Annotated in this window: 16 protein-coding genes; 5 read left to right on the forward strand and 11 right to left on the reverse strand. The window is 72.7% G+C overall.

Features of this window, described 5'->3' with window-relative positions; genetic code table 11:
* Positions 1–48: 48 nt before the first annotated feature.
* The gene (locus tag GGE06_RS23430) at positions 49–960 is read left to right on the forward strand and encodes an ADP-ribosylglycohydrolase family protein (protein ID WP_184931628.1); all 912 of its coding nucleotides are present in this window, start codon (positions 49–51) and stop codon (positions 958–960) included.
* Between the two features lie 260 nt (positions 961–1,220).
* Here the strand turns inward: GGE06_RS23430 and GGE06_RS23435 are convergent, their stop codons facing one another.
* Entirely contained in the window at positions 1,221–3,299 is a 2,079-nt protein-coding gene (locus tag GGE06_RS23435) for a M4 family metallopeptidase (protein ID WP_116164750.1), read from the reverse strand.
* 348 nt (positions 3,300–3,647) lie between these two features.
* On the opposite strand from GGE06_RS23435, the gene GGE06_RS23440 reads away from it, so the two are divergent.
* Entirely contained in the window at positions 3,648–4,580 is a 933-nt protein-coding gene (locus tag GGE06_RS23440) for a hypothetical protein (protein WP_116164748.1), read from the forward strand.
* 119 nt (positions 4,581–4,699) lie between these two features.
* On the opposite strand, the gene GGE06_RS23445 is transcribed toward GGE06_RS23440, so the two are convergent.
* The 3 genes from GGE06_RS23445 to GGE06_RS23455 form a co-directional block, all read right to left on the reverse strand.
* Positions 4,700–5,989: a DUF4241 domain-containing protein gene (locus GGE06_RS23445; RefSeq protein WP_184931629.1), complete on the reverse strand. Its 1,290-nt coding sequence runs from the start codon at positions 5,987–5,989 to the stop codon at positions 4,700–4,702.
* 105 nt (positions 5,990–6,094) lie between these two features.
* Positions 6,095–10,207, reverse strand: coding sequence for an AAA family ATPase (locus GGE06_RS23450; RefSeq protein WP_184931630.1), 4,113 nt, complete (start codon positions 10,205–10,207; stop codon positions 6,095–6,097).
* Between the two features lie 7 nt (positions 10,208–10,214).
* The gene (locus GGE06_RS23455; protein WP_116164742.1) at positions 10,215–10,634 is read right to left on the reverse strand and encodes a hypothetical protein; all 420 of its coding nucleotides are present in this window, start codon (positions 10,632–10,634) and stop codon (positions 10,215–10,217) included.
* A 293-nt stretch (positions 10,635–10,927) separates the two neighbouring features.
* On the opposite strand from GGE06_RS23455, the gene GGE06_RS23460 reads away from it, so the two are divergent.
* Positions 10,928–12,037, forward strand: coding sequence for a DUF5954 family protein (locus GGE06_RS23460; RefSeq protein WP_221518479.1), 1,110 nt, complete (start codon positions 10,928–10,930; stop codon positions 12,035–12,037).
* Between the two features lie 38 nt (positions 12,038–12,075).
* On the opposite strand, the gene GGE06_RS23465 is transcribed toward GGE06_RS23460, so the two are convergent.
* The 5 genes from GGE06_RS23465 to GGE06_RS23485 form a co-directional block, all read right to left on the reverse strand.
* Complete coding sequence (locus GGE06_RS23465) at positions 12,076–12,453, reverse strand: fic family toxin-antitoxin system, toxin component (RefSeq protein WP_116164738.1); 378 nt, start codon at positions 12,451–12,453, stop codon at positions 12,076–12,078.
* Positions 12,453–12,692, reverse strand: coding sequence for a hypothetical protein (locus tag GGE06_RS23470; RefSeq protein ID WP_116164736.1), 240 nt, complete (start codon positions 12,690–12,692; stop codon positions 12,453–12,455). The genes GGE06_RS23465 and GGE06_RS23470 overlap by 1 nt, the downstream gene beginning before the upstream one ends.
* Before the next feature lie 112 nt (positions 12,693–12,804).
* A complete protein-coding gene (locus GGE06_RS23475; protein WP_184931631.1) occupies positions 12,805–14,043 on the reverse strand; it encodes a pyroglutamyl-peptidase I in 1,239 nt (412 codons plus the stop codon).
* 198 nt (positions 14,044–14,241) lie between these two features.
* Complete coding sequence (locus GGE06_RS23480) at positions 14,242–14,976, reverse strand: translation initiation factor IF-2 (RefSeq protein ID WP_116164732.1); 735 nt, start codon at positions 14,974–14,976, stop codon at positions 14,242–14,244.
* A 110-nt stretch (positions 14,977–15,086) separates the two neighbouring features.
* Positions 15,087–15,776: a TetR/AcrR family transcriptional regulator gene (locus GGE06_RS23485; RefSeq protein ID WP_116164730.1), complete on the reverse strand. Its 690-nt coding sequence runs from the start codon at positions 15,774–15,776 to the stop codon at positions 15,087–15,089.
* Positions 15,777–15,876: 100 nt separating this feature from the next.
* Here GGE06_RS23485 and GGE06_RS23490 point away from each other — a divergent pair, with 100 nt between their 5' ends.
* Positions 15,877–16,476 carry a hypothetical protein gene (locus GGE06_RS23490; protein WP_116164728.1) on the forward strand — a complete coding sequence of 200 codons (600 nt, stop codon included), beginning with the start codon at positions 15,877–15,879 and terminating at the stop codon, positions 16,474–16,476.
* Positions 16,473–17,432: an NAD-dependent epimerase/dehydratase family protein gene (locus tag GGE06_RS23495; RefSeq protein ID WP_184931632.1), complete on the forward strand. Its 960-nt coding sequence runs from the start codon at positions 16,473–16,475 to the stop codon at positions 17,430–17,432. The genes GGE06_RS23490 and GGE06_RS23495 overlap by 4 nt, the downstream gene beginning before the upstream one ends.
* A gap of 81 nt (positions 17,433–17,513) precedes the next feature.
* Here GGE06_RS23495 and GGE06_RS23500 read toward each other — a convergent pair whose 3' ends face one another.
* Positions 17,514–18,965 (reverse strand): RNB domain-containing ribonuclease, encoded by a 1,452-nt coding sequence (locus GGE06_RS23500; RefSeq protein ID WP_116164724.1) that lies wholly within the window; start codon positions 18,963–18,965, stop codon positions 17,514–17,516.
* Between the two features lie 129 nt (positions 18,966–19,094).
* Complete coding sequence (locus GGE06_RS23505; RefSeq protein WP_184931633.1) at positions 19,095–19,733, reverse strand: TetR/AcrR family transcriptional regulator; 639 nt, start codon at positions 19,731–19,733, stop codon at positions 19,095–19,097.
* Positions 19,734–19,962: the final 229 nt, after the last annotated feature.

Raw genomic sequence — 19,962 nt, forward strand, 5'->3', positions numbered from 1 at the left:
GCCGAAATCGGAGTGCCCGGGACGCCGTCGCCTTGTGATACTGCTCCGATGATCGACCTGCCTACCGCCGTGCTGGACTCGCTGTCCGGGCTCGCCTTCGGTGATGCCTTCGGCGACCGCTGGTTCGGCATCCTGCGCCGCGAAGGCACCGCGGCCCTGGAGGCACGGACCCTGCCCCCGGGGCCGCTGTGGCGGTGGAGCGACGACACCGCCCAGGCGCTCGTCCTTGTCCGGGAACTCAGCCAGGGCAGTGGTGCCGTCGACCAGGACCGCCTCGCCCTGCACCTCGCCGAGGCCTACGCCGACGACACCCACCGCGGCTACGGGGCCTCCATGCACGACGTACTGCGCCGGATCGGCGCGGGCGAGCCCTGGCGGGAAGTGGTCGCCGGGCAGTTCGGCGGCCAGGGCTCCTGGGGCAACGGCGCGGCCATGCGCGTCGCCCCGCTCGGTGCCTGGCACGCCGCCGACCTCGACGCCGTCGCCGATCAGGCCGCCCGCCAGAGCGCGGTGTCGCACCACCACCCGGAAGCGGTCGCCGCGGCGGTGGCCGTAGCCCTCGCCGCGGCACTGGCAGCGCGCAGCCGCGGCGGGCCCGCGCCGGCACGTCCGGACTTCCTCCACGCCATCGCCGCGCGCCTCCCCGACAGCGACGTCCGATCGGGACTGCGGATCGCGGCCCGGATGCCGGCACGCACCTCGGTCCGGCATGCCGCGGAGGTCCTGGGATCCGGCTACCGGATGTCCGGACCCGACACCGCCCCGTACGCCCTGTGGTGCGCGGCCGGGCACCTCGACGACCTCCATGAGGGCCTGTGGACCACCGTCGCCGGGCGCGGCGACATCGACACCACCTGCGCCATCGCCGGTGGAGTGATCGCCGCTCGCACGGGCACCACCGCTCTCCCGCCCGCCTGGCACACCACCCGCGAACCGCTGCCCCCACTCACGTCGCAGTAGGAACCCGTGCGGCCCCACGTGCCCAACGGAACAGGAGGCACGGCTCGAAACAGCATCGCGCCCATGGACGACGAGACTGTCACCGCGCTGCTGGAAGCCGTGGGTCCGCCGGGGAACGGTTCGTGGTGTCACCCTGTCGCGGGCACACTCTGCCGGGGTCGGGATGCCCGCCCACCGAGCGGTGTCGAAACGCACGGTGGGCCCGGCCGGTGAGAACCGGCCGGGCCCACCGGCTGCACCTGCGGGGCCTGTGGGGAGGCTCAGCCGGTGGTGACCGCGGTGTCGTCGATCAGGAAGCTGGTGGCCAGCGACGAGTCCTCGGTGCCCGTGAACTTGATCGTGACCGTCTTGCCCTTGAACGCCGACAGGTCAAGGGTGCGCTGGGTGTAGCCGCTCGGCGTGGCGTTGGAGTACGTCGCCAGGGTGGTGGTGCTGGTGCCGTTGACGACCTGGGCCTTCAGCGTGTCGTACGCCGTGGTGCCCGACTCCTTGGTGTCGATCGACAGGAAGAAGCCGAGCGTGGGCGCCGTGGCGGTGGCCGGGATGGTCACCGTCTGGGACAGGGTGTCGGTGTGCGCGCTGCCGTACCCGTCCAGCCAGGCGTAGTACGAGCCCGAGTGCGCGGTGGCGCCGGTGTCGTTGGTGATCACGCCGGAGCTGGAGGTCCAGTTGACCGCGCCGGACTCGAAGCCCGGGTTGGCGAGCAGGTTGGAGCCGCTCGGCGGGGGCGTGGTGCCGCCGCCGCAGGTGGTGGAGGTCGGGACGACGGCCACGCCGCTCCAGGCCTTCTCCACCGCGGCGCACTGGCTGCTGCTCGCGCCGTACAGGTCGATCGCGGCCTTGATGCTCGCGGTACGGGCCTCGGGGTAGGTGGTGCCCGAGGTCATGTACGTGGTGAGCGCGCGGTACCAGATCTTGCCCGCGGCGTCGTTGCCGACGCCGGTGACCGTTCCGCCGTCGCAGGTCGGGCTGTTGCCCCACTGGGAGGAACCGGAGCCGACCGCCAGCAGGTAGAAGAAGTGGTTGCCCACTCCGGAGGAGTAGTGCGGGTCGAGGTTCTTGGTGTTGGTGGTCCAGCAGCTCTGCGAGACGCCGTCCTTCTTCGGGTCGTCCATGTACCGCAGCGGCGTGGAGCTGATCTTCTCGCCGATGAGGTAGTCGGGCGTGTCCGCCGCGCTGTTGGCGTTGAACTCCACCAGGGTGCCGAAGATGTCGCTGGTCGCCTCGTTCAGGCCTCCCGCGTCACCGAAGTAGTTCAGTCCGGCGGTGGCGGAGGTGACGCCGTGGCTCATCTCGTGGCCGGCGACGTCGAGTTCGGTGAACGGCTTGTCGCCGGGGGCGCCGTCGCCGTAGATCATGCTGAAGCTGGTGTCGTCCCAGCCGGCGTTGGCGTAGTTGTTGCCGTAGTGCACGAAGGAGCGGGCGCCGACGCCGTCGTTCTTGATGCCGCTGCGGCCGTGCACGTTCTTGTAGTAGTCCCAGGTCGCCTGGATGCCGAAGTGGGCGTCGGCCGCGACGGTGGCGCGGTCGCTGAGCGTTCCGTTGCCCCACACGTTGTCGGTGTCGGTGAAGGCCTTGCCCCAGCCGGCCGGCGGGCTGTCGTTGGTGGCGGTCAGGTTCTGCGCGTCCCGGGTCTCCCCGTTGCCGCGGGTGGCGTCCTTGAGCTGGTAGCCGCCGGAGATGGCGGTGGTGGTCAGCGGGACGTCGCCCACCTGGTAGCCGTGGCCGGTGCCCTCGGCGGTGTGGAAGGCGTTCCACGTCTGCCCGACCTTGCCGGTCACGGCGTCCACCAGCACGTTGAAGTGGCTGGGCGACTGGTCCGGGGCGATGCCGTCGACGGTCACCTGCCACGCCAGCCGCGGGGTGCCGGAGAGCGCGTCCACCACCAGCTTGCTGGTGGTCTTGGCGCGCTTGCCCTGGAACTTCTGCTGCGCCAGGGTCTCGGCGCGCTTGGCGCTGACCTTGGGGGTCACCGGAAGGGAGAGGCTCTTCTTGAGGGTCAGCGTGCTCTCGCGGAACGCCCCGCTGGGTGCGGAGTGCACGATGACGTCGCCGCCCAGGACGGGCAGGCCGCGGTATTCACGCGTCATGTGCACGTGCCGGGTGCCGTCCCTGTCGACCAGGACCGAGGCGGACTTGAAGGTGTCGTCCGAGCTCGCGCGAACCGCTGCGGGGTGGGCGGCGATCGAGTCGCGAGCGTCCTGGACGGCCTGGGTCTTGTCGGCCTTGGGCGGGTGGGGCCGAGCGGCGTCGGCGGCGACGGCGGGGGATCCCATGCCGGCTATCAGCAGGCCGCTGACGGTCAGCGAGATCGATGCGGCGAGAACAGTTCTCTTCATGGGCCGGGATCGTGGCCGTGGTCGGGAACCCGGGTCAACGGGCGCCAACTCTGTTTAATTGCGGGCGTTGTGAAGAGGCCGGTGACCGGATCTTCCTCGGCCACGGCTCAGCCGCACCCTGAGCTTTGGTCAAAACTGTTCACAGAGTGTCTAACGTCTCGTCGATATCCGGCCTGACCGTGGCTAGCCTGTCGCCGATTCATCCCCCCACGAGGGCGCTGCCGCAGACCGTGCCCCCCATCCCCAGGCACGCGACGCAGGTGCAGGAGGCGAGAGACTGGTGGACACCAGTGGCTCAGCACGGTCGGGCAGTCGGCCCAGGTCCCACCGCTACTGGAGCTGCAGACCGTGCAACAGCGAGAACACGCAGCGGATCTCCTCGATCTGCTCCGCACCGGCCCCTTCGAGGCCGCCCTGGACTGCGCCGTGCGGGCCAGCGGGCTCAGCCTCGAACGCATCCGGCACCGGCTCGCCGAGCGCGGCGTCGAGGTCAGCGTCACCACGCTCAGCTACTGGCGACGCGGCCGCAGCCGCCCCGAACGACCCCGGTCCCGGCAGGCCGTCCGGCTCCTGGAAGAGCTGTTGGGAGTCCCCACCGACGGCCTGGTCTCGCTGCTCGGCCCGCGCCGCCCTCGCGGCCGCTGGGTCAACCGGGACTCCGAAGTACTGGAGACCGCGCACCTGTGGCGGGAGTTCGTCAGCCTCCCCGAGCTGCTGGCCGAGCTGGGCAGCACGGACGACGGCCTGCTGCGCGTCGCCGCCCACGACAGCTACGCGCTCGACGCGCAGGGCGCCGGAACTCGGCTGACCACCCGTCTGACGCTGAAGGCAACCCGAGACGGTGTGGATCGCTGTGTGGTGGTCCTCCGCGGCGAAGACCCCGACAGAGCGCTGCCCGAGTTCGCCGACGTGCGCAACGCCCGCCTCGGGCGGCTGCGCTCGGATCGCAGCGTGCCGTTGGTGGTCGCCGAACTGTTCCTGGACCGCACGCTGTCCGAGGGCGGGACCACGCTGATCGAGTACACCTTGCGGTTCCCCGAGAACGGGCGCCGTGCCGAGGAGTGCGGGCGGGGGTTCCCCGCCCCCGCCCTCCTCTACACCCTGGAGGTCGCCTTTCACCCGGACGCCGTGCCTGTACGTTGCCGGTCCTGCTTCAGCACCGCGGTCACCGGGGAGCCGGTGACCGGGGAACCGGTGTGGATCAGTGCCGCCGGCCGGGTGCACGCCGTCTTCGAGAACCCGGGGCCCGGCTTCCGGTCCCTGCGCTGGGAGTGGAGCTGAACGGCGGCGACGCTTGATGCCACCCCGTCGAAGTCGCCGGGTCCCAGCGGTTGGCAGGCACACCTCCCACCCCGCCTGACGAGACCTCCGCGGAGTCCCGGGATCCGGCGTACGTCACGTCAGGCATCGGCGGCCGTGCCGCTTTCCGGCAGCAGTTCGGGCATCCCCTCCACCAGCACCGCGACTCCGACCACCTCGCCGGCCTCGGAGCGGCCGACCCAGACGGGATGGGTGCCGTCCCCTGTCGTCGCGAAGGCCACGAGCTCGCCGCCGGAAACCCGGTCCCGGGTGCGCAGCAGGTACATGGAGTCGTCGAGGTCCTCGTACACGCCCGGGTCCAGGTCCGGGTCTCCCTCGATCAGTCCTTTCTCGAAGAGGGCGAGGAGCGGCTCCCAGGCCCCGGCGTCGGCGAAGCAGCCCGTGGCTCCGTCGGTGGAGAAGCCGAAGATCTCGTTCTCCCGGAGCAGGCGTGGGTCGTCGTCGGGTCGGAGAGCCATCTCCCAGGTCGCGGCGGGGACGTCGCTGACGAGGACGCGGACGGCCAGCGTGTCCGTGCGCGTGACCTGGCTCCTCTCCCACTCGCAGTGATAGGCGTAGCGGGCCTGTGCCTCCTCCAGTCCGTACTCTCCCGGCGGGACGGGGACCGTGATGTGCGGCCCGTCGCCGTCGTCGCCGTCCGGTCCGGAGACCGCCAGCAGCCCGCTGGGCACACGCAGGGTTCCGATCCGGCGCGGCTCCACGACCGTCATCTCGGGGTGGTGCCCATCGGTCACGCGCACGCCGGGCCGGAACAGTTCGGTGATCGGCCCGGGCTGTGCGGGGCGGGGCGGACGCCAGCAGGTGGCCGGCGCGGGACCGCTACGGTCGTCGGCCGCCTCGGCGATCTCGAAGACCGGCTGTTCTGTGAGCCCGTGGACCTGGGCCGAGAGCAGCGGCCACTCCCCGAAGACAGGCCGGTCCATCCAGCGCTCGTCGTCGCGGACGCTGGGCACGGTGCCGTACGAGCCCCCGCCCTTGCCCTGGGGCTCCTCCGTCCGCCGGCCCCTCCCGTCCGGGAAGAGCTCCACGGTGATGCGCGGACACGCCTCGTCGAATTCCGCCGTCTCCGGACCGGTATAGGTCCAGCCGACCGTGTGCCGGCGCAGCAGCCGCGCCGGGTCGTCCAGCAGCCGCATGTCCAGCTCGTACGTACGCCGGCCCTGAGCGTCGTAGACCCACAGCCCGACGTAGTGGTCTCGCCAGGAGACGAGCCGGACCTCCAGCGGAGCCTCCCGGCCCGCCGCCCGGTACACCACCGCGTACGGAAGCCCGGCGGCGTCCCGCTCACGCGCCTCCCCCACCGATATCGGCTGCCAGGGCATGCGGGCCTCCGGGTCCCAACCCTGCGCGTACCCCACCTCGACCACCATTGCCGCTCCCCGCTCCCGCTCGCTCACGTGCTGAGCTGCAAGGTAACGGCCGCCTGTGACAACGGTCCTGTGGGCGGTGAGGCCCGCGCCTGAGGATCGTGGGCGTCAGTTGGGGCAGGTGTTCCGGTAGCCGGGGGTGGACAGATAGCGGGCCCATTCGTCGGACTCCAGCCCACCGCCGGCGACCAGACAGGCCGTCCGGTCGAGGTGGTCACGTACGTCGTAGGTGGGTCTCAGGTCCCAGAGGACGACGTCGCCGCGGCTGCCCGCGGTCGCGAGGAGCTCTCCGTCGGTGGAGAACGCGACCTCTTGGGCGCCGTCCAGGTTCTTCGCCAGGGCCGTTCCGAGCTGCCGGGGCCGGGTCCGGTCGCCGAGGTCCCACAGGAGGACGTTTCCGTCGGCTCCGGCAGTCGCCATGATGTCGGCGGACGGGGTGAGGGCCATGGAGAGTACGTGGTCGCCGTTGTGCGGAGTCAGAGGTTCGCCCAGGCGCTGGGCGTGAGTCCGGTCCTTGAGGTTCCAGAGGATGGCGGTCCCCTGGAAGTCGCTGGTGACCAGGAGGTCTCCCGCCGGGGACATCACCGCCCCGCCCACCTCGTGCTCGTGGCCCAGGAGCGCCTGCCCGAGCTGACGCGGACGGCTGGGATCGGTGACGTCCCACAGCCGGGCGCCGTTCGGATCGCCCGGGTCGCCGAACGCGTCGGTGGCGCTCGGATCCGCCGAGGCGTTCTGCAGGAACACGCCTTCGCTGTCCGAGACGGTGACGGTCGGTTCGGGGAGGGGGCTGCGCGTCGACGAGGCGGCCCCCGACCCGGCCACGAGGGCCAGGACGTGGTCGTCGTGGACCCGCCAGACGTTGAGCACGTTCTGACGGTCGAGCGCCTTCGCCCGGAGGCGCGGCCTGCCCGTGTCCCGCAGGTCCCAGAAGGTGGCGCCCAGTGCGCCGCTCACCACGAGGGTCCTCCCGTCGCCCGAGAACACCAGGGACTCCACGCCCGGTGCCAAGCCGGTGAGCGAGGGCGCCAGGCGGCGGGGCCGGGCGCGATCGGTCAGGTCCCACAGGATGACGGTCCCCTCGAAGTCCGCCGTGGCCAGCGTCCGGCCGTCGGGGGCGAAGGCGACGGCGCGCACTTCACGGCCGGTGTGCCCGGTGAGGGCGGCGAGCCGACGGGGACGAGCCGGATCGCCGGTCTCCCACAGGGCGACGGCGCCGTCCCGGGCGCCGGTCGCGAGCATCGTGCCGTCCCCCGACAGGGCCAGGGCGTCGATGAACCGGAACCCGGTGCCGGTCTGGTAACTCCCGGTGGAGTCGACGAACGGGGGGCCGAAGGCCCGCGGGTGACCGGTGCGTTCGAGGTTCCACAGCGTGATCACGCCGTCGCCGCTCCCGCTCGCGGCTCCTCGGCCGTCGGGTGCGAAGGCCATGGCTCTGTCGTCCTGGCCGGCCGTCAGTCTGTCGATCCGTTGCGGGTGGTCGATGTCGCGGACGTCCCACAGTTGCAGCCCGGTGTCCCGGCTTCCGATGGTGGCCAGGGTGGCTCCCCGGGGTGCGAAGACCGCCCTGCCGTCGAGCAGGAACCGCGTGAGTTCGCCGGCCGGACGCGGACGGGCCGGATCGCCGACGTTCCACATGCCGATGCCGTAGAGGCCCCCGAGTGCCAGCGTCCTGCCGTCGGCGGACAACGCGAGCGAGGAGACCGATTCGGGCAGGGCGGGAGCGAGCCGGCCGAGCGGCCGGGGATCCTGGCGTCGTCGGATGTCCCAAAGGGTCACCGGATACTCCTTGGTGGTCCGGGCGGCCGTGGCCATCACCGTGCCGTCCCGGGAGAAGGCGACCTTGTCGACCGGTGCGGCACGGTCGTCGACCGGCTCCCCGTACGGGCGGGGCCGGGCGGGATCGGTCAGGTCCCACAGCTGAAGCCCCGGTGCCGCCTCGCTCGACCGGACGAGCACGGTGCCGTCCGGCGACAGCCACGCGTTCGTCCGCCTGTCGCCGTCAGCGGCTGGTACGGCACCGGTCCGGCGGGGATGCCGTGGGTCGGCCAGGTCCCAGACCGCGGCGGCGCCGCCGTGATCGGCCGCCACCAGCCTGCGGTCGTCCGCCGAGAACGCCACCGCGGCGGCGCCGTCGGCTCCCGGAATCGTGAGACGTTCCCCCAACTGGTGGGGGCGCACCGGGTCCTGCATGTCCCAGATCATCACGCCGCCCCGTGCGAAGGCGGCCGCGAGGTACCGGCCACTGGGGGCGTACGCCACCGAGTCCACCTCGCTGTCCGGACCGACGAGGCGGCCGGCGTACGCCGTCGTGGTGAGCTCCCTCTGCAGCGCCGCGTAGGTCTCCGCGTCGGGGTGGAGCCGGTGGGCGGCGATGCCGAGGCGCAGCGCGGTGCGGGGGTCGGTCTCCAGGGCCGCGTCGGCCTGGGCGACGAGCTGCCGTACGGTCGCGACCCGCTGCTGGTCCCGGGCGGTGGAACGCTGCTGCAGGGCGACGACGGCGGCCGCGGAGGCGATGACGACCAGCGCTGTCAGGCCGGCGATCACCATGTGCCGGACGCGCGCGGAGCGCCGCGCGCCGCGGGTGGACGCGGTCAGGAACGCGGCCGCGGCGGGGCTCGGGCGGTCGGCGTCGCCCGGACGGTCGGCCCATTCGCGGGCCGCCTGGAGGCGGATGCCGCGGTAGAGCAGGCCGGGATCGCGGTCGGCGCCGGCCCACTCGGCGGCGGCCTGTTCGAGTTGCTGCCGGATCAGCAGGCCGGTCCGGTCCGCGTCGATCCACCGGCGCAGGCGGGGCCAGGCGCGCAGCAGGGCCTCGTGCGTGATCTCGACGGTGTCCTGCCGCTGCGTCAGCAGGCGCCCTCGGGTGTAGGCATCGACGACCGTGGTGACGGTGTCGGGGGCCGGGCCGATGTCTTCCAGGGCGGTACGGGGCAGCCGGCGGCGGGTGTCCTGGGTCCCCTCGCCGACCCTCACCAGGCGCAGGAAGAGTGTGCGGGCGGCCTGTTGCTCCTTGGGGTCGAGGGATCCGAAGAGTTGCTCGGCGGTGGTCGCGATGGCCTGGTGGATACCGCCGGTGGCCCTGTACCCGTCGACGGTCAGGGTGTGCCCGTGCCGCTGCTGCCACGTGGCGCGCAGGGCGTGGGCCAGATACGGCAGCCGCCCGACCTCGTAGGCGCCGGCCTCGGAGGCCTCGGACAGCTGCGTCGCTGCGGTCGACTCGTGCTGACCGGTTTCCGCCTTCGGGGCTCCTGAAGTGTCCGGGTCTCCTCGGCGGCCCGTGCCCTCCCCCGAGTCCGCGCCGTACCCGTCGGCCCCGAGATCGCGCAGCAGGAGCTCGACGAGTCCGGGCTCCACCTCCAGGCCCACGTCCCGGGCCGGAAACCGGATCGCCTCCCGTAGTTCGTCCCTCGTCATGGGCCCGAGAAGCAGCTGACCGTGGCGCAGGGCGTCGCGCAGCTGCGGGAAACCGGCGCAGGCGGAGTGGAAGTCGGAGCGCAGCCCGTACACGACCACGGCGTCGGGGTCCTGTCCGCCGGGCCCGACCTCCGCCAGTGCGGCGAGCAGGTCGAGGAACGCGTGCTGCTCGCGCTCGCCGGCGCCCAGGGTGAAGAGCTCCTCCAGTTGGTCGACGACCACCACCAGCCGCCGCTGCCCCGTACCGGCCCCGCCCAGCGCCGCGCGGAGCCGTGTCGATCCCGCCGCGGAGCTCGCGGCGGCCTCGGCCTCCCGCAGGCTCAGCCCCGTGCTCTCCTCCAGGCCCGCGGCCAGTGCGGCCATCGGCTGTGCGGTGGGGGTGATCAGCACCTGCGGCCAGTCGGCCGAGCCCGCGGCGGGCAGCGCTCCCCGCCGGATCGCCGGCAACAGGCCGGCCCGCAGGAGGGAGGACTTGCCTGCCCCGGAGGGGGCCGACACCACGAGGGGTCCGCCGGTGAACAGGCGCCGGTCGACCTGGATCAGCAGCTGTGCGATCGGCCGGTCCCGGCCGAAGAACCAGCGCGCCTGTTCGGCGCCGAAGGCCGCGAGTCCCGGGTACGGGCACTGCCCGCCGTCCCCAGCGCCCCCGCCCCGGACGGTCCGCCGGGTCCGACGTACACCGTCCTCGTAGTGCACGTGCAGGTCCCGCTCGGCGACGTACTGGTCGCGGGCCGCCTGGAAGATCCGGCTGCGGTCGGCGCCCCAGGCGTGGAGGCCCGGCTCGCCGTCCTCGGGATCGCTCGCCACCGGGGGATCAGTCCTGCCCGGTGATGTGCTGGTCCCGGCCCGCCTGGTACACGCGTGCGTGCCCGGACGCCTCGGCCTTCATCACCAGCTTCCCGATCCGCGTCCGCTCCTCCCGGGGCAGCGCCGGGGCGAGCCGCTCGTCCAGCAGCCGCCGCACGTCGGCCGCCAGCGACGGGTCCGCGCGGACCAGCCGTTGCAGTTCGGTCCTCCAGGTGCCGGCCAGCGCCTCCTCGGCCGCGTCGTCACCGGTCCGGCGCGCCTCCAGCACGTCGGCCCGGACCGCTTCGAGGTCCGCGCCGACCTGTTCGGCCCGTTCCGGGTGCACGCGGCGCCACAGGGCGACGACCGCGTCCCTGGCCTCCGCCCACGCGTTGGTGGCCATGGCGGACACCAGCGCGGTTCCCGCGGCCATCACGATCGGATCCATCCAGCGCCCACCTCCGCAGCGGCCGAGGAGCACCACCGTAAACGGGGCGGGTCAGAGGGCCGGGCCCTGTGGCACGGGTCCGGCCGGGGTCAACCCGACTGGTCCAATCCCGGCGTACGGGGACGCCCCACCTGGTGCGGGATCCCCGGGGCACGCGGGTCTGCGGGCCGCCATGGACGAGCCGGGCCCCCTGGTCGGTGAAAGCTGCGCTGCCTTCGGCTCGGGGCACCGCGTTCGGGGGACGATGCGGGGAAACCGTGATGCGGGCACGCGGGCGGCGCCAGGATGGAGGCATGAGCCAAGAGAGCGCGGGGCCCGGCGAGTGGCCGGTGGCCGTGAGGGTTCCGGTGGAGCCGGTGGAGGCCGCTGTGGAGGCCGATGCCCGGGATGCGGCGGTGCGCAGCAGCACTCTGGCCGTACGAGGTCCGTTGTTCGGGGTGGCCTCGCCGTGCGGGGACGGCGGGCGGCGGTGGCGCGTGGTCGTCGAGGTCGCCCACGGCTGTCCGCAGCAGGCCCGCGACGCTCTGAACTCCATGCTGTGGTTCCGGGCCAGGGACGAGGCCAAGGACAGAGACGAGCGACGTGCGTTGCTGAAGGCGGTGGCGCGGCTGGAGAGTGAATGCGTCGACGAACTGTCCGTGCTCGACACCCGTTACCGGGTGGTCAGGGCCGAGGAGTACACGGGCATGGACGTCCACGGCGACATCGAGATGCCGCGGCCCACGGACCCCGAACCGCCCGCCCCCGACTGGAGCCGCGGCGCTCGTGGCCCGAAGATCGACGACGCCCTGGTTCTGGACCCCGATGCGCCCCTCTCCCCCGTCCAGGCCGCGGAGCGTCTCGCGCTGCGGTCGCTGGTCTACAGCGGGGCCAGGTTCCCCGACTCCGTGCTGCGCGACTCCGCGCGGGCCGTGGAGAGCCACCCCGACGTCCTGCTCATGCCCGCGGTCTTCAGGGTCGCGGAGCGGTCCGGCAGCGAGAACTGGACACCTGGGAGCGGCCTGCACGCCACTCCCCACGACGTGCGCAAGGCACTGGACTTCTCCCTGGTCTGGTGGAGACCGCGCGAGCGCGGCCTGATCCCCTGGGACGTCACGGAAGACATCCACCTGCACGCCGACGCACGCACCGTCGTCGCCGAGGGCACCGACCCCGCGGCCGCGGAGCTGGCCGTACTCGCCGAGGCGGCGAACCGGCTCCGTGCGGAACGACTCGACGAGGTCGAGGCCCTCGGCACGGTCTACCGGATCGCCCGCACCCGCCGCCTGCTGCGCTGGGGCCCCGACGGACCCGAAGGGCCACGCCCGTCCGACATCAACAACCACGCCCCCAGCGCCCTCCACCTGCCCCTCGACGAGGACGGCAACATGTGTGTGGAAGAGCCCGCGGAGGAGGCGCCGTAGCCGCTGCGGCAGGCAGCGGCCTCGTCCGTCTGATGGGCTCAGCCTCGCTGTGACCAGGTACGCAGGAGCGCGGCGATCGCCGCTGCGCTGCAGGTGGGGTCGCGCAGGAGGTCGCGCAGGGCGATCGCGTCCTCCCTGGTGGGCTTGACCGGGACACCGGAAGCCTCCAGGTACATGACGCCCGTCGCCGCTGCCACGGCCATGTTGGAGCGATCGAGCCAGCGGCAGCGCCCGAGGACGTGGACGAGGGCAGCGGCGCGGGCGTAGGGGCCGTCGTAGACGGGCTGGTCCAGGATTTCGGCGCTGTGGCAGGCGACGGCCGCCACCGGTACTCCGTAGTCTTCGGGCGCCGGGTCATCAGCACCCGCGAGCTCGGCGACCTGGAGGATCCAGGGGACGTCGATGTGGAGCTCCATCAAGCGGCCCGAGCCCCCGCAGTGCGCTGGGCCGTGTCTTCCGCCTCGTCGAAGAGGGCCTGGTGGTCGTCCAGAAAGCGGCGTGCCGCGTCCAGGCCACGCCGGCGCATGCCGTCCGCGTCGTCCCGCACGAGTGAGGCGATGTAGTCGCCCAGGCTGAGACCCCGGTCCTTGGCCCGGGCCCTGGCCAGTTCCGCGATGTCGTCGTCGACGCGCGCGCCCAGCTGTGTCTTACCCATGCCCGGATGGTAACAAGTGTTACCAAGGGAGGGAAGCCCGCCTGGAGTGCCCCGGTGCCGTGGCCCTCCGCAGAGCCGCCCGTTCCACGTCCGGCACGCGCCGCGCGAAGGATTACCGGGAACCGGCGGCCACGGCGAGGATGGCCCGCACCTGGGCGATGATGGCGAGCCGGTTCCGTACGAACTCCGCATCCGTGATCGTGCCCGTGGCCGGGTCGGTGTTGCCCGCGCCGAACTCGAGGACGGGTGTGTGGACATGCCCGCCCGGCAGCCGCGTGAGGCCGAGGCGGTCGCGCAGCAGGGTGGCCCGGTAGGCGACCTCGTTGGACAGATAGTTCCCGCCGCCGCCTGCCCGGGCCACGGAACCGGGCGTCGGCCCGCCGGGGCGGACCACAGGAGTGTCGGCACCGGCCGGCAGCTCGGTCACCGACGTGTTGTCGTACACCGGGAAACGGCCGGTGGAGGCGGCCGTGATCGCCGCGTACGGGAGCGTCGTCGACGTCCACTGCGGCTGCGTGACCGGATCGGCGACCGGCACGGTCTCCGTACGGGACACGTTCTCGTTGTCGGGGAAGCCTCCGCGCCAGGCGCCGTTGGTCCGCTCGACGTCGAACCGGCCGGGGCGGCCCTGGCTCACCGTGGTGAAGAGGTCCACCTCCGGCAGGTGCGGGCGCAGGGTCCGCTCGACCGTGCCGTCGGCGAAGTCCTGCCAGCGGACGGGGAAGACGGCCGTCTCGACCCGGGCGAGGGATCCGTCGGAGGTGCGCAGCCAGGTGCCGTCCAGTGCGAGGGCGGTGGCCCCGGAGGGGTTGCCGATACGGGTGTCCCGGTCGAGGGTGAACGGGTCGAAGCCGGTCAGCAGGATCCGCTTCACGCCCTTCCCGGCCGGGTAGCGGATGGAGTCCTGGCCTCGTGAGGAGCGTTCGAGGCGGTCGAGCAGCCGGTTCCGTCCCTCCTCGGTGATCGTGAACCGGGGCTGCCAGGCGTGGAGTTCACGCGTGAGCGCGAGTCGCGACCAGTACAGCGGCCGGTCGTCGTCCCGCGACAGGTCGCCGCCGGCGTCCCCGCGGCCCTGCGCCCGGTCCACCGCCCTCCGCCAGAGCCCTGTCCCGTACCGGGCGACGGTCCGCTCGGCCGCGGCGAAGGAGTCGGCGCCGGCGAGGGAGTCGGCGAACTCCGGTGCCAGGGAGGCGAAGCCACTGCGCCTCAGGATCTCCTGGGGCGCGGCCCGATCGAGCCGGGCCTCCTCGACGGAGACGGCGGTCGTCCCGGTCGCCGAGGCGGGCGGGACCGCCAGGGCCAGGGAGACGGCGGCGAGGGGGAGGGCGAGTGCGGTACGTATGGAGGGCACCGGAGTCCTTTCGTACGAACGTGGCGTTCCGTCAGAAGCGGACCTTCACAAAGGAACCCATGCTAGGGCGCGCCTGTCACGCGCGCCCGGAGTTCCCTCAGGCGCTCGACGGCACTGGAACCTCGATACCGGAACTGTGGGCTCCGTCACGGCCTTCGAGGCCGCCCGCTGGTGGAGTCGACAGAGCGGCCACCTTGTTCAGTGGGGTGGCGGCATCGGGTCCAGGGCGTTGCCGACGGTGCAGCCGCCCTCTCCGGGCATCCGCTGCATCCGGGGCGGCGCCCACACCTCGGTGGCGCCGGGGGCCACGCGGGCAAGCAGGCAGTCCTGCGCGTCGAAGCCGTTGCCCTTCACCGAGAGGAGGACGCCGACTCGACCGCCGTCCGCCTTCACCTCGGCATGGATCGTCGGTGCCAGGTCCAGGGCGGCGAGCGCCCGGCGCACCTCGGCCTCGTCCGCCCGGCCGCCCTTCGGCACCCGGGGAAGCGTCTCGCCGAGCTCCTCGTACGGCAGTCGGGGCGGTCGGGGTGGCGGGGGAAAGGTCAGCGCGGGGCCATCCGGGCAGTCCACGTCGCGGGGGTCCTCGCCCCATTCCGCCCCGGGCGACACCCGCACCGCGAAACAGCGCCGCACGACGACCTGCTCAGGGGAGAGCCCTCCGGTGTACGCCGAGCCCGACGTACGGACGACCACTTCGACGCCGTCCCCGTCGTGCGTCGAGGTACCGGTCACGCGCAGCACCTCCACTCCGTCGATGCCGGAAGCCGAGCGCCCGACCTCCTCCGCCGTGCGCGGACGCTGGCTGTCGAGCCGCTGGCCCGCGCGTCTGGCCGCCTCCCGGGCGGCATCCGTCGCTTCGTCCTCGGAGGACGGCAGCACTCCGCAGCCGATGGCGAGCAGTAACAGCGGGGCGAGCAGCATCAGTCGGCGCATGCGTCGACCCTTCCCGTGCCGCGCGCGGCGGGCAATCGCTCACGTACCCAGAACGGCGTAGGCGATCGTACTCACTGCCGTCGGACCAGCCGTCCGCGCAGCCGGGAGCTTCAGCTGTTCGCCCGTCCTTCGATGCCGTCGAGGACCCGGTCGAGCCCCCACGCGTACTGCTCGTCGGAGACGAACTGCGCGATCGTGTCCGCCGCCCCGGCCGTACGCGGGAAGCGGTCGGCGGGGATGGCGCGGAGCTGCTCCCGGCGGGTCGCCACCCGTTCCGCGATCGGTGGGGCCGGTGCGGGTGAGGGGAGTTCGGCGGCCTCCAGGGCGATCGCTCCGAGGACTTGCACGATCAGCAGGTACGAGGCGCGGGCCGCCTCCGTCGGGTCGAGGCCCGCGTCCGCGAGGACCGCGAGGAGGGCTTCGCCGAGCGCGAGGGCGTTCGGGCCGTCCATCGGGCCGGAGAGCAGCAGGTTGACCGCCCCGGGGTGGGCGAGCAGGCGGCGCCTCAGGTCGCCGGCGAGCGTGTGGATGCGGTCCCGCCAGGGCGTGTCGCGGGCGGTGAGGGCCGCGAGGTCTGTCTCGCCGAGCAGGTGCTCGACCACCGCGCCGATCACGGCGGCGCGGTCCGGGAAGTACGTGTAGACGGCGTTCGGCGCGAGTCCCAGCTCGGCGGCGATCCCCCGGATGCTCACCGCGTCGGCCCCCCGGGCGCCGAGCAGGCGGATCGCCGCCGCGACCACCTCGTCCTCGCCGACGGCCCGCTTCCGACCCCGCTTCGCCGGCGATGTGTCCTTGGCCATCCGTACGCCTCCTCGCCCGTCCTGACCCGCATGCCTTGACGGGTCATTTTTGCACGGCGTACATTAATTGCACAGCGTACAGAAATTGGAGGTGGCCCCCATGCGCGTCCCCTTCCCTGGCCACAGGCGACCCGCCCTGGGTGCCTGGATCCGGTGGACGGCCGGTTTCCTGGCCTTCCCGATCGCCGGACTCGCCGGCCGCGCGGCGGTCGGTCCGGTCGACGACGCGATGAGCGCCCTGGTGGGCGGGGTCGTGACGGGAGCCGTCATCGGCGCCGCGCAGGCGCTCGTCTCCTCCGGCCGGCTGAGCCCGCCGCGCTGGTCCGCGGCCACCGCGGCCGGAAGCGGGGTCGGGCTCGTGCTCGGTGCCACCCTGGTCGGCTATCGCACCGATCTCGGCTCGCTGGCGCTCATGGGTGCCGTCGAGGGCGCCCTGCTCGGCGTGGCCCAGGCTTCCGCCCTGCCGCGCGCCGCCCGGATACGGTGGCTGTGGGCGTCGGCGATGCCGGTCCTGTGGGCGGCGGGCTGGACCGTGACCACCCTCGCCGGAGTCCGGGTGGACGCACGGTTCACCGTCTTCGGCGCCACCGGCGCCCTCACCCTCTCCGCCCTCTCCGGCGTCCTGCTCCACGCACTCCTGCCCGCCACCACCCCCGGCCGGACCACCGGCTCGGACTCCCTCCGCGAGGTCGACGCATGAAGTACACCGCCACCCCCCGTCACGTGATCTTCGGCTCCGGCGCCGTGGGCACGGCCGTCGCCGAGGCACTGGTGCGCCGAGGGGAGACCGTCCGGATCGTCAACCGGTCCGGCCGCGCGGACGTCCCCGAGGGCGTCGAGGTCGCCGCCGGCGACGCGGCCGATCCCGCGTTCGCCACCGCCGTCGCCGCCGGCGCGGCCGTCGTCTACCAGGCGCTCACCCCGCCGTACCACCGCTGGCAGCAGGAGTTCCCCGCGCTCCAGGCCGGCGTGCTGGCGGCGGCCGAGGCGGCCGGCGCCCGCATGGTCTCGATGGACAACGTCTACAGCTACGGGCCGCCCGGGGGCCGCCCGTTCACCGAGCAGACCCCCGACGCCGCGACCACCCGCAAGGGCCGGCTCCGGGGCCGGATGGCCCAGGACCTGCTCGCCGCGCACAAGGCCGGGCGGGTGGAGGTGGCGATCGGTCGCGCGTCCGACTACTTCGGGCCGCGCGGCGGTGCCCAGTCCAACCTCGGCGACCTGGTCTTCCCGGCCCTCCTGGCCGGACGTACCGCCACCGTCCTCGGCGATCCGGACCAGCCGCACACGTACACCTTCATCCCCGACATCGGGGAGGCGCTCGCCCTCCTCGGCCGCCACCCCGACGCGCCTGGCCGCATCTGGCACCTCCCCAACGACCCGGACACCCGCACCACCCGCGAGCTCGTCGACCTGGCACACCGCGCCACCGGCCGTCCCGGCGCCGCCCGGCTGCGCCGGATGCCGACGTTCGCGCTCTACGCGATGGGCGCGGTCAACCGCACGGTGCGCGAACTGATCGAGATGCAGTACGAGTTCGCCGAGCCCTTCGTCGTCGACTCCAGCCTCGTCCGGGACCGGCTGGGCGCCGTCGCCACCCCGGTCGAAGAGGCGCTGGAGCAGACAGTGGCGGCCTACCGCGCCCTCGGAAAGTGAGCGCGGGCCCCCATCTCGTGCTGGGTGCCGGTGGCCTGATGCCGCACCAGGTCGTCGGCCCCGCAGGGCAGCGCCAGGTCACTACACCGTATTGAAGAGGATCTTGTTCTTGCCGGAGAAGAGGGGGTCGGCCCGCGTGAGCTTGGCCTGGACGCTCGCGCCCAGCACGAGGTCGGCACCGGACGTGATCCTGCCCATCACGGCGGGTTCCGCCAGGTGCACCGTGCCCTCCTTCGGACTTCCGTCCTCCGCGTCGGTGTTGATGACCGCGCCGCCGAAGACCTCACCCACCCGGTTCTGGAGCACCGCGGCCTCCACAAGGTCCACCGCGCGCCGGTCCGCCGTCTTCCCCTTCCCCCGCGCCATGTCGCACGGCAGGCACTGCAGCGCTTCGAGCACCCACTTCGGCGGGGCCTGGCCGGCGCACGCGGCGACGCACAGCTCGCCGGCGTACCGGTCGACCAGTCGTCGCAGCGGGGCCGTGCAGTGGGTGTACGGGGCCGCGATCGCCGCGTGGACCGTGTGGTCCGGGACGTGGTGGTCGCGGAAGGTGGTGTACTCCGCCTTGAGCAGCATGGCGGTCGCCTCGCTGAGGAAGGCCATGTGCTTCTGGTCCGCCGGATCGAGGGAGTTGACCAGCGCGGCGTACGAGACGCCGGGCTTCCAGTCGATGCCCAGGAGCTTCGCGATGTCGTGCACGCGCTGGACCACGTGCTTGTCGGGCTGCTCCTGCTGGGTCCGCAGGATCCCGGTGCCGCTGTCCAGCATGATCCGGGCCGCGGCCATTCCGGTCATGAGGGAGATCTGCTCGTTCCAGCCCTCCACGGGCAGTGCCGCCACGTAGCTCAGCCGGAACGATCCGTCCTCCAGGGTGACCTCCTGGTCCGGCAGGTTCACCGAGATCCCGCCGCGCGCGGCCTCGACGGCCTCCCGCAGCTTGCCGATCTCGCGCAGCAGGGCGACGGACTCCTCGGCCGTGCCGGCCTCGATGTCCTGTTGGACCGCCGCGTAGTTGAGCTTGGCCTGGCTGCGGACCTTCGCCCGGCTCACGGTCGAGGCGGTCACGTTGCCGTCGGCGTCGAGGTCGTGCTGCCACAGCAGGGCGGGGACGATTTGGTTCGGAAGCAGGCTGGCCGGTCCCTCGGAGATCGAGGTCGGGTACAGGGGCGCCTTGAGGTCGGGGAAGTACAGCGTCTCGATCCGGTCGTGGGCCTCGGCGTCCAACGGGCTGCCCGCCCTGACGAAGGCCGCCACGTCGGCGATGGCGTAGTACACGCGGTACCCGCCCCCTGGCCGTCGCTCCAGGTGCATGGCCTGGTCGAGGTCCTTCGAGGTCGCCGGGTCGATCGTGAACAACGGCAGGTCGGTGGCGTCCTTTTCGGGCAGCCGGACCTCGGCCTTGGCGGTCTCCGCCGCTTCGAGTACGTGCGCGGGAAACTCCGCAGTGGCCTTCAGCTCCGCCCGGAGCTGCTGCAGTGCCTTGAGCAGGGGGTCCTGGGCTTCGCGGGACATGTGCATCTGGCGGCGTCGCATGTCCCGAGCGTAGGGCGGCGACCACGGAGCGGCGCAGTGAGCGGGTCCGGGCGGGGGAACGGAGCAGTGATCCGAGGGGGCGGGCAGGGGCTTGCCCCTCCCCCGCTACCCGAGCGCCTCGCGGTCCCGTCAACCCTTGGTGACGATCGCCTCGCCGAGTGCCGCGATGGACTCGGCCAGCCGGTCCATCCGCTCCGCGACGGGCTTGCCGCCTTCGGACCGGAGGGCGACGAACGCGCCGTCGCAGCCGGCCATGCCGAAGGCGGCGAGGGCCTGCGCGATCTTGTCGGGGGTCTCCTCGCCCGCGCTCTCGAAGGACGAGCGGATCATGCGGGCCATGTAGGCGCGCCCTTCCTCGCGGACCGCGATCACGGTCTGCAGGGCCTCGGGCGCCTCCGCCGCCTCGCGGCTCATCACGAGGACGAGCAGGAGGCGCAGGAACTCCTCGCCGTTCTCCATGACGTCGCAGGTACCAGCGGAGCCGCTCGTGGGGGGTGCCGCCCTCGGAGGGTTCCGGTGGGCCTCGCGCATGGCGTCGAAGAAGGCGTGCGCGCCCTGTTCCATGACGGCCGAGAGCAGCCCGGCCTTGGATTCGAAGTGGTGGTAGAAGGCGCTCTTCGGCAGGCCGGTCTCTTTGGTGAGCGTCGACATCGACGTTCCCGCGTAGCCGCGTACGGACATCACGCGGGCGGCCGCGTCGAGGATCTCCTGCCGTGACCGGCGGCCGCGGCGATTGGTGCGTGCTTCCGGCGCGGGCGGCTCGATCATCTCCACCTTCCGGGGTGTAGGCGACGCCCGTACGTGCGTCTTCGCCCGCCCCCGAGGCGGGCGAAGCCCGTGCCGACGGCAGGCGAAGGCTGTGCCAGGGATGGGCGAAGCCCATGCCTGGGGCCGGTTTCACCCCTGCTCGAAATCCTCGGCCGGAAGCTCTTGACGGGCTGCGGAGGGGCGCTGCCACCTTCGAAATGTACCGACCGATCGGTCCAATACTTCTTCC

It is taken from the genome of Streptomyces nymphaeiformis (genome assembly GCF_014203895.1).
GTDB classification, from domain to species: Bacteria; Actinomycetota; Actinomycetes; order Streptomycetales; family Streptomycetaceae; genus Streptomyces; species Streptomyces nymphaeiformis.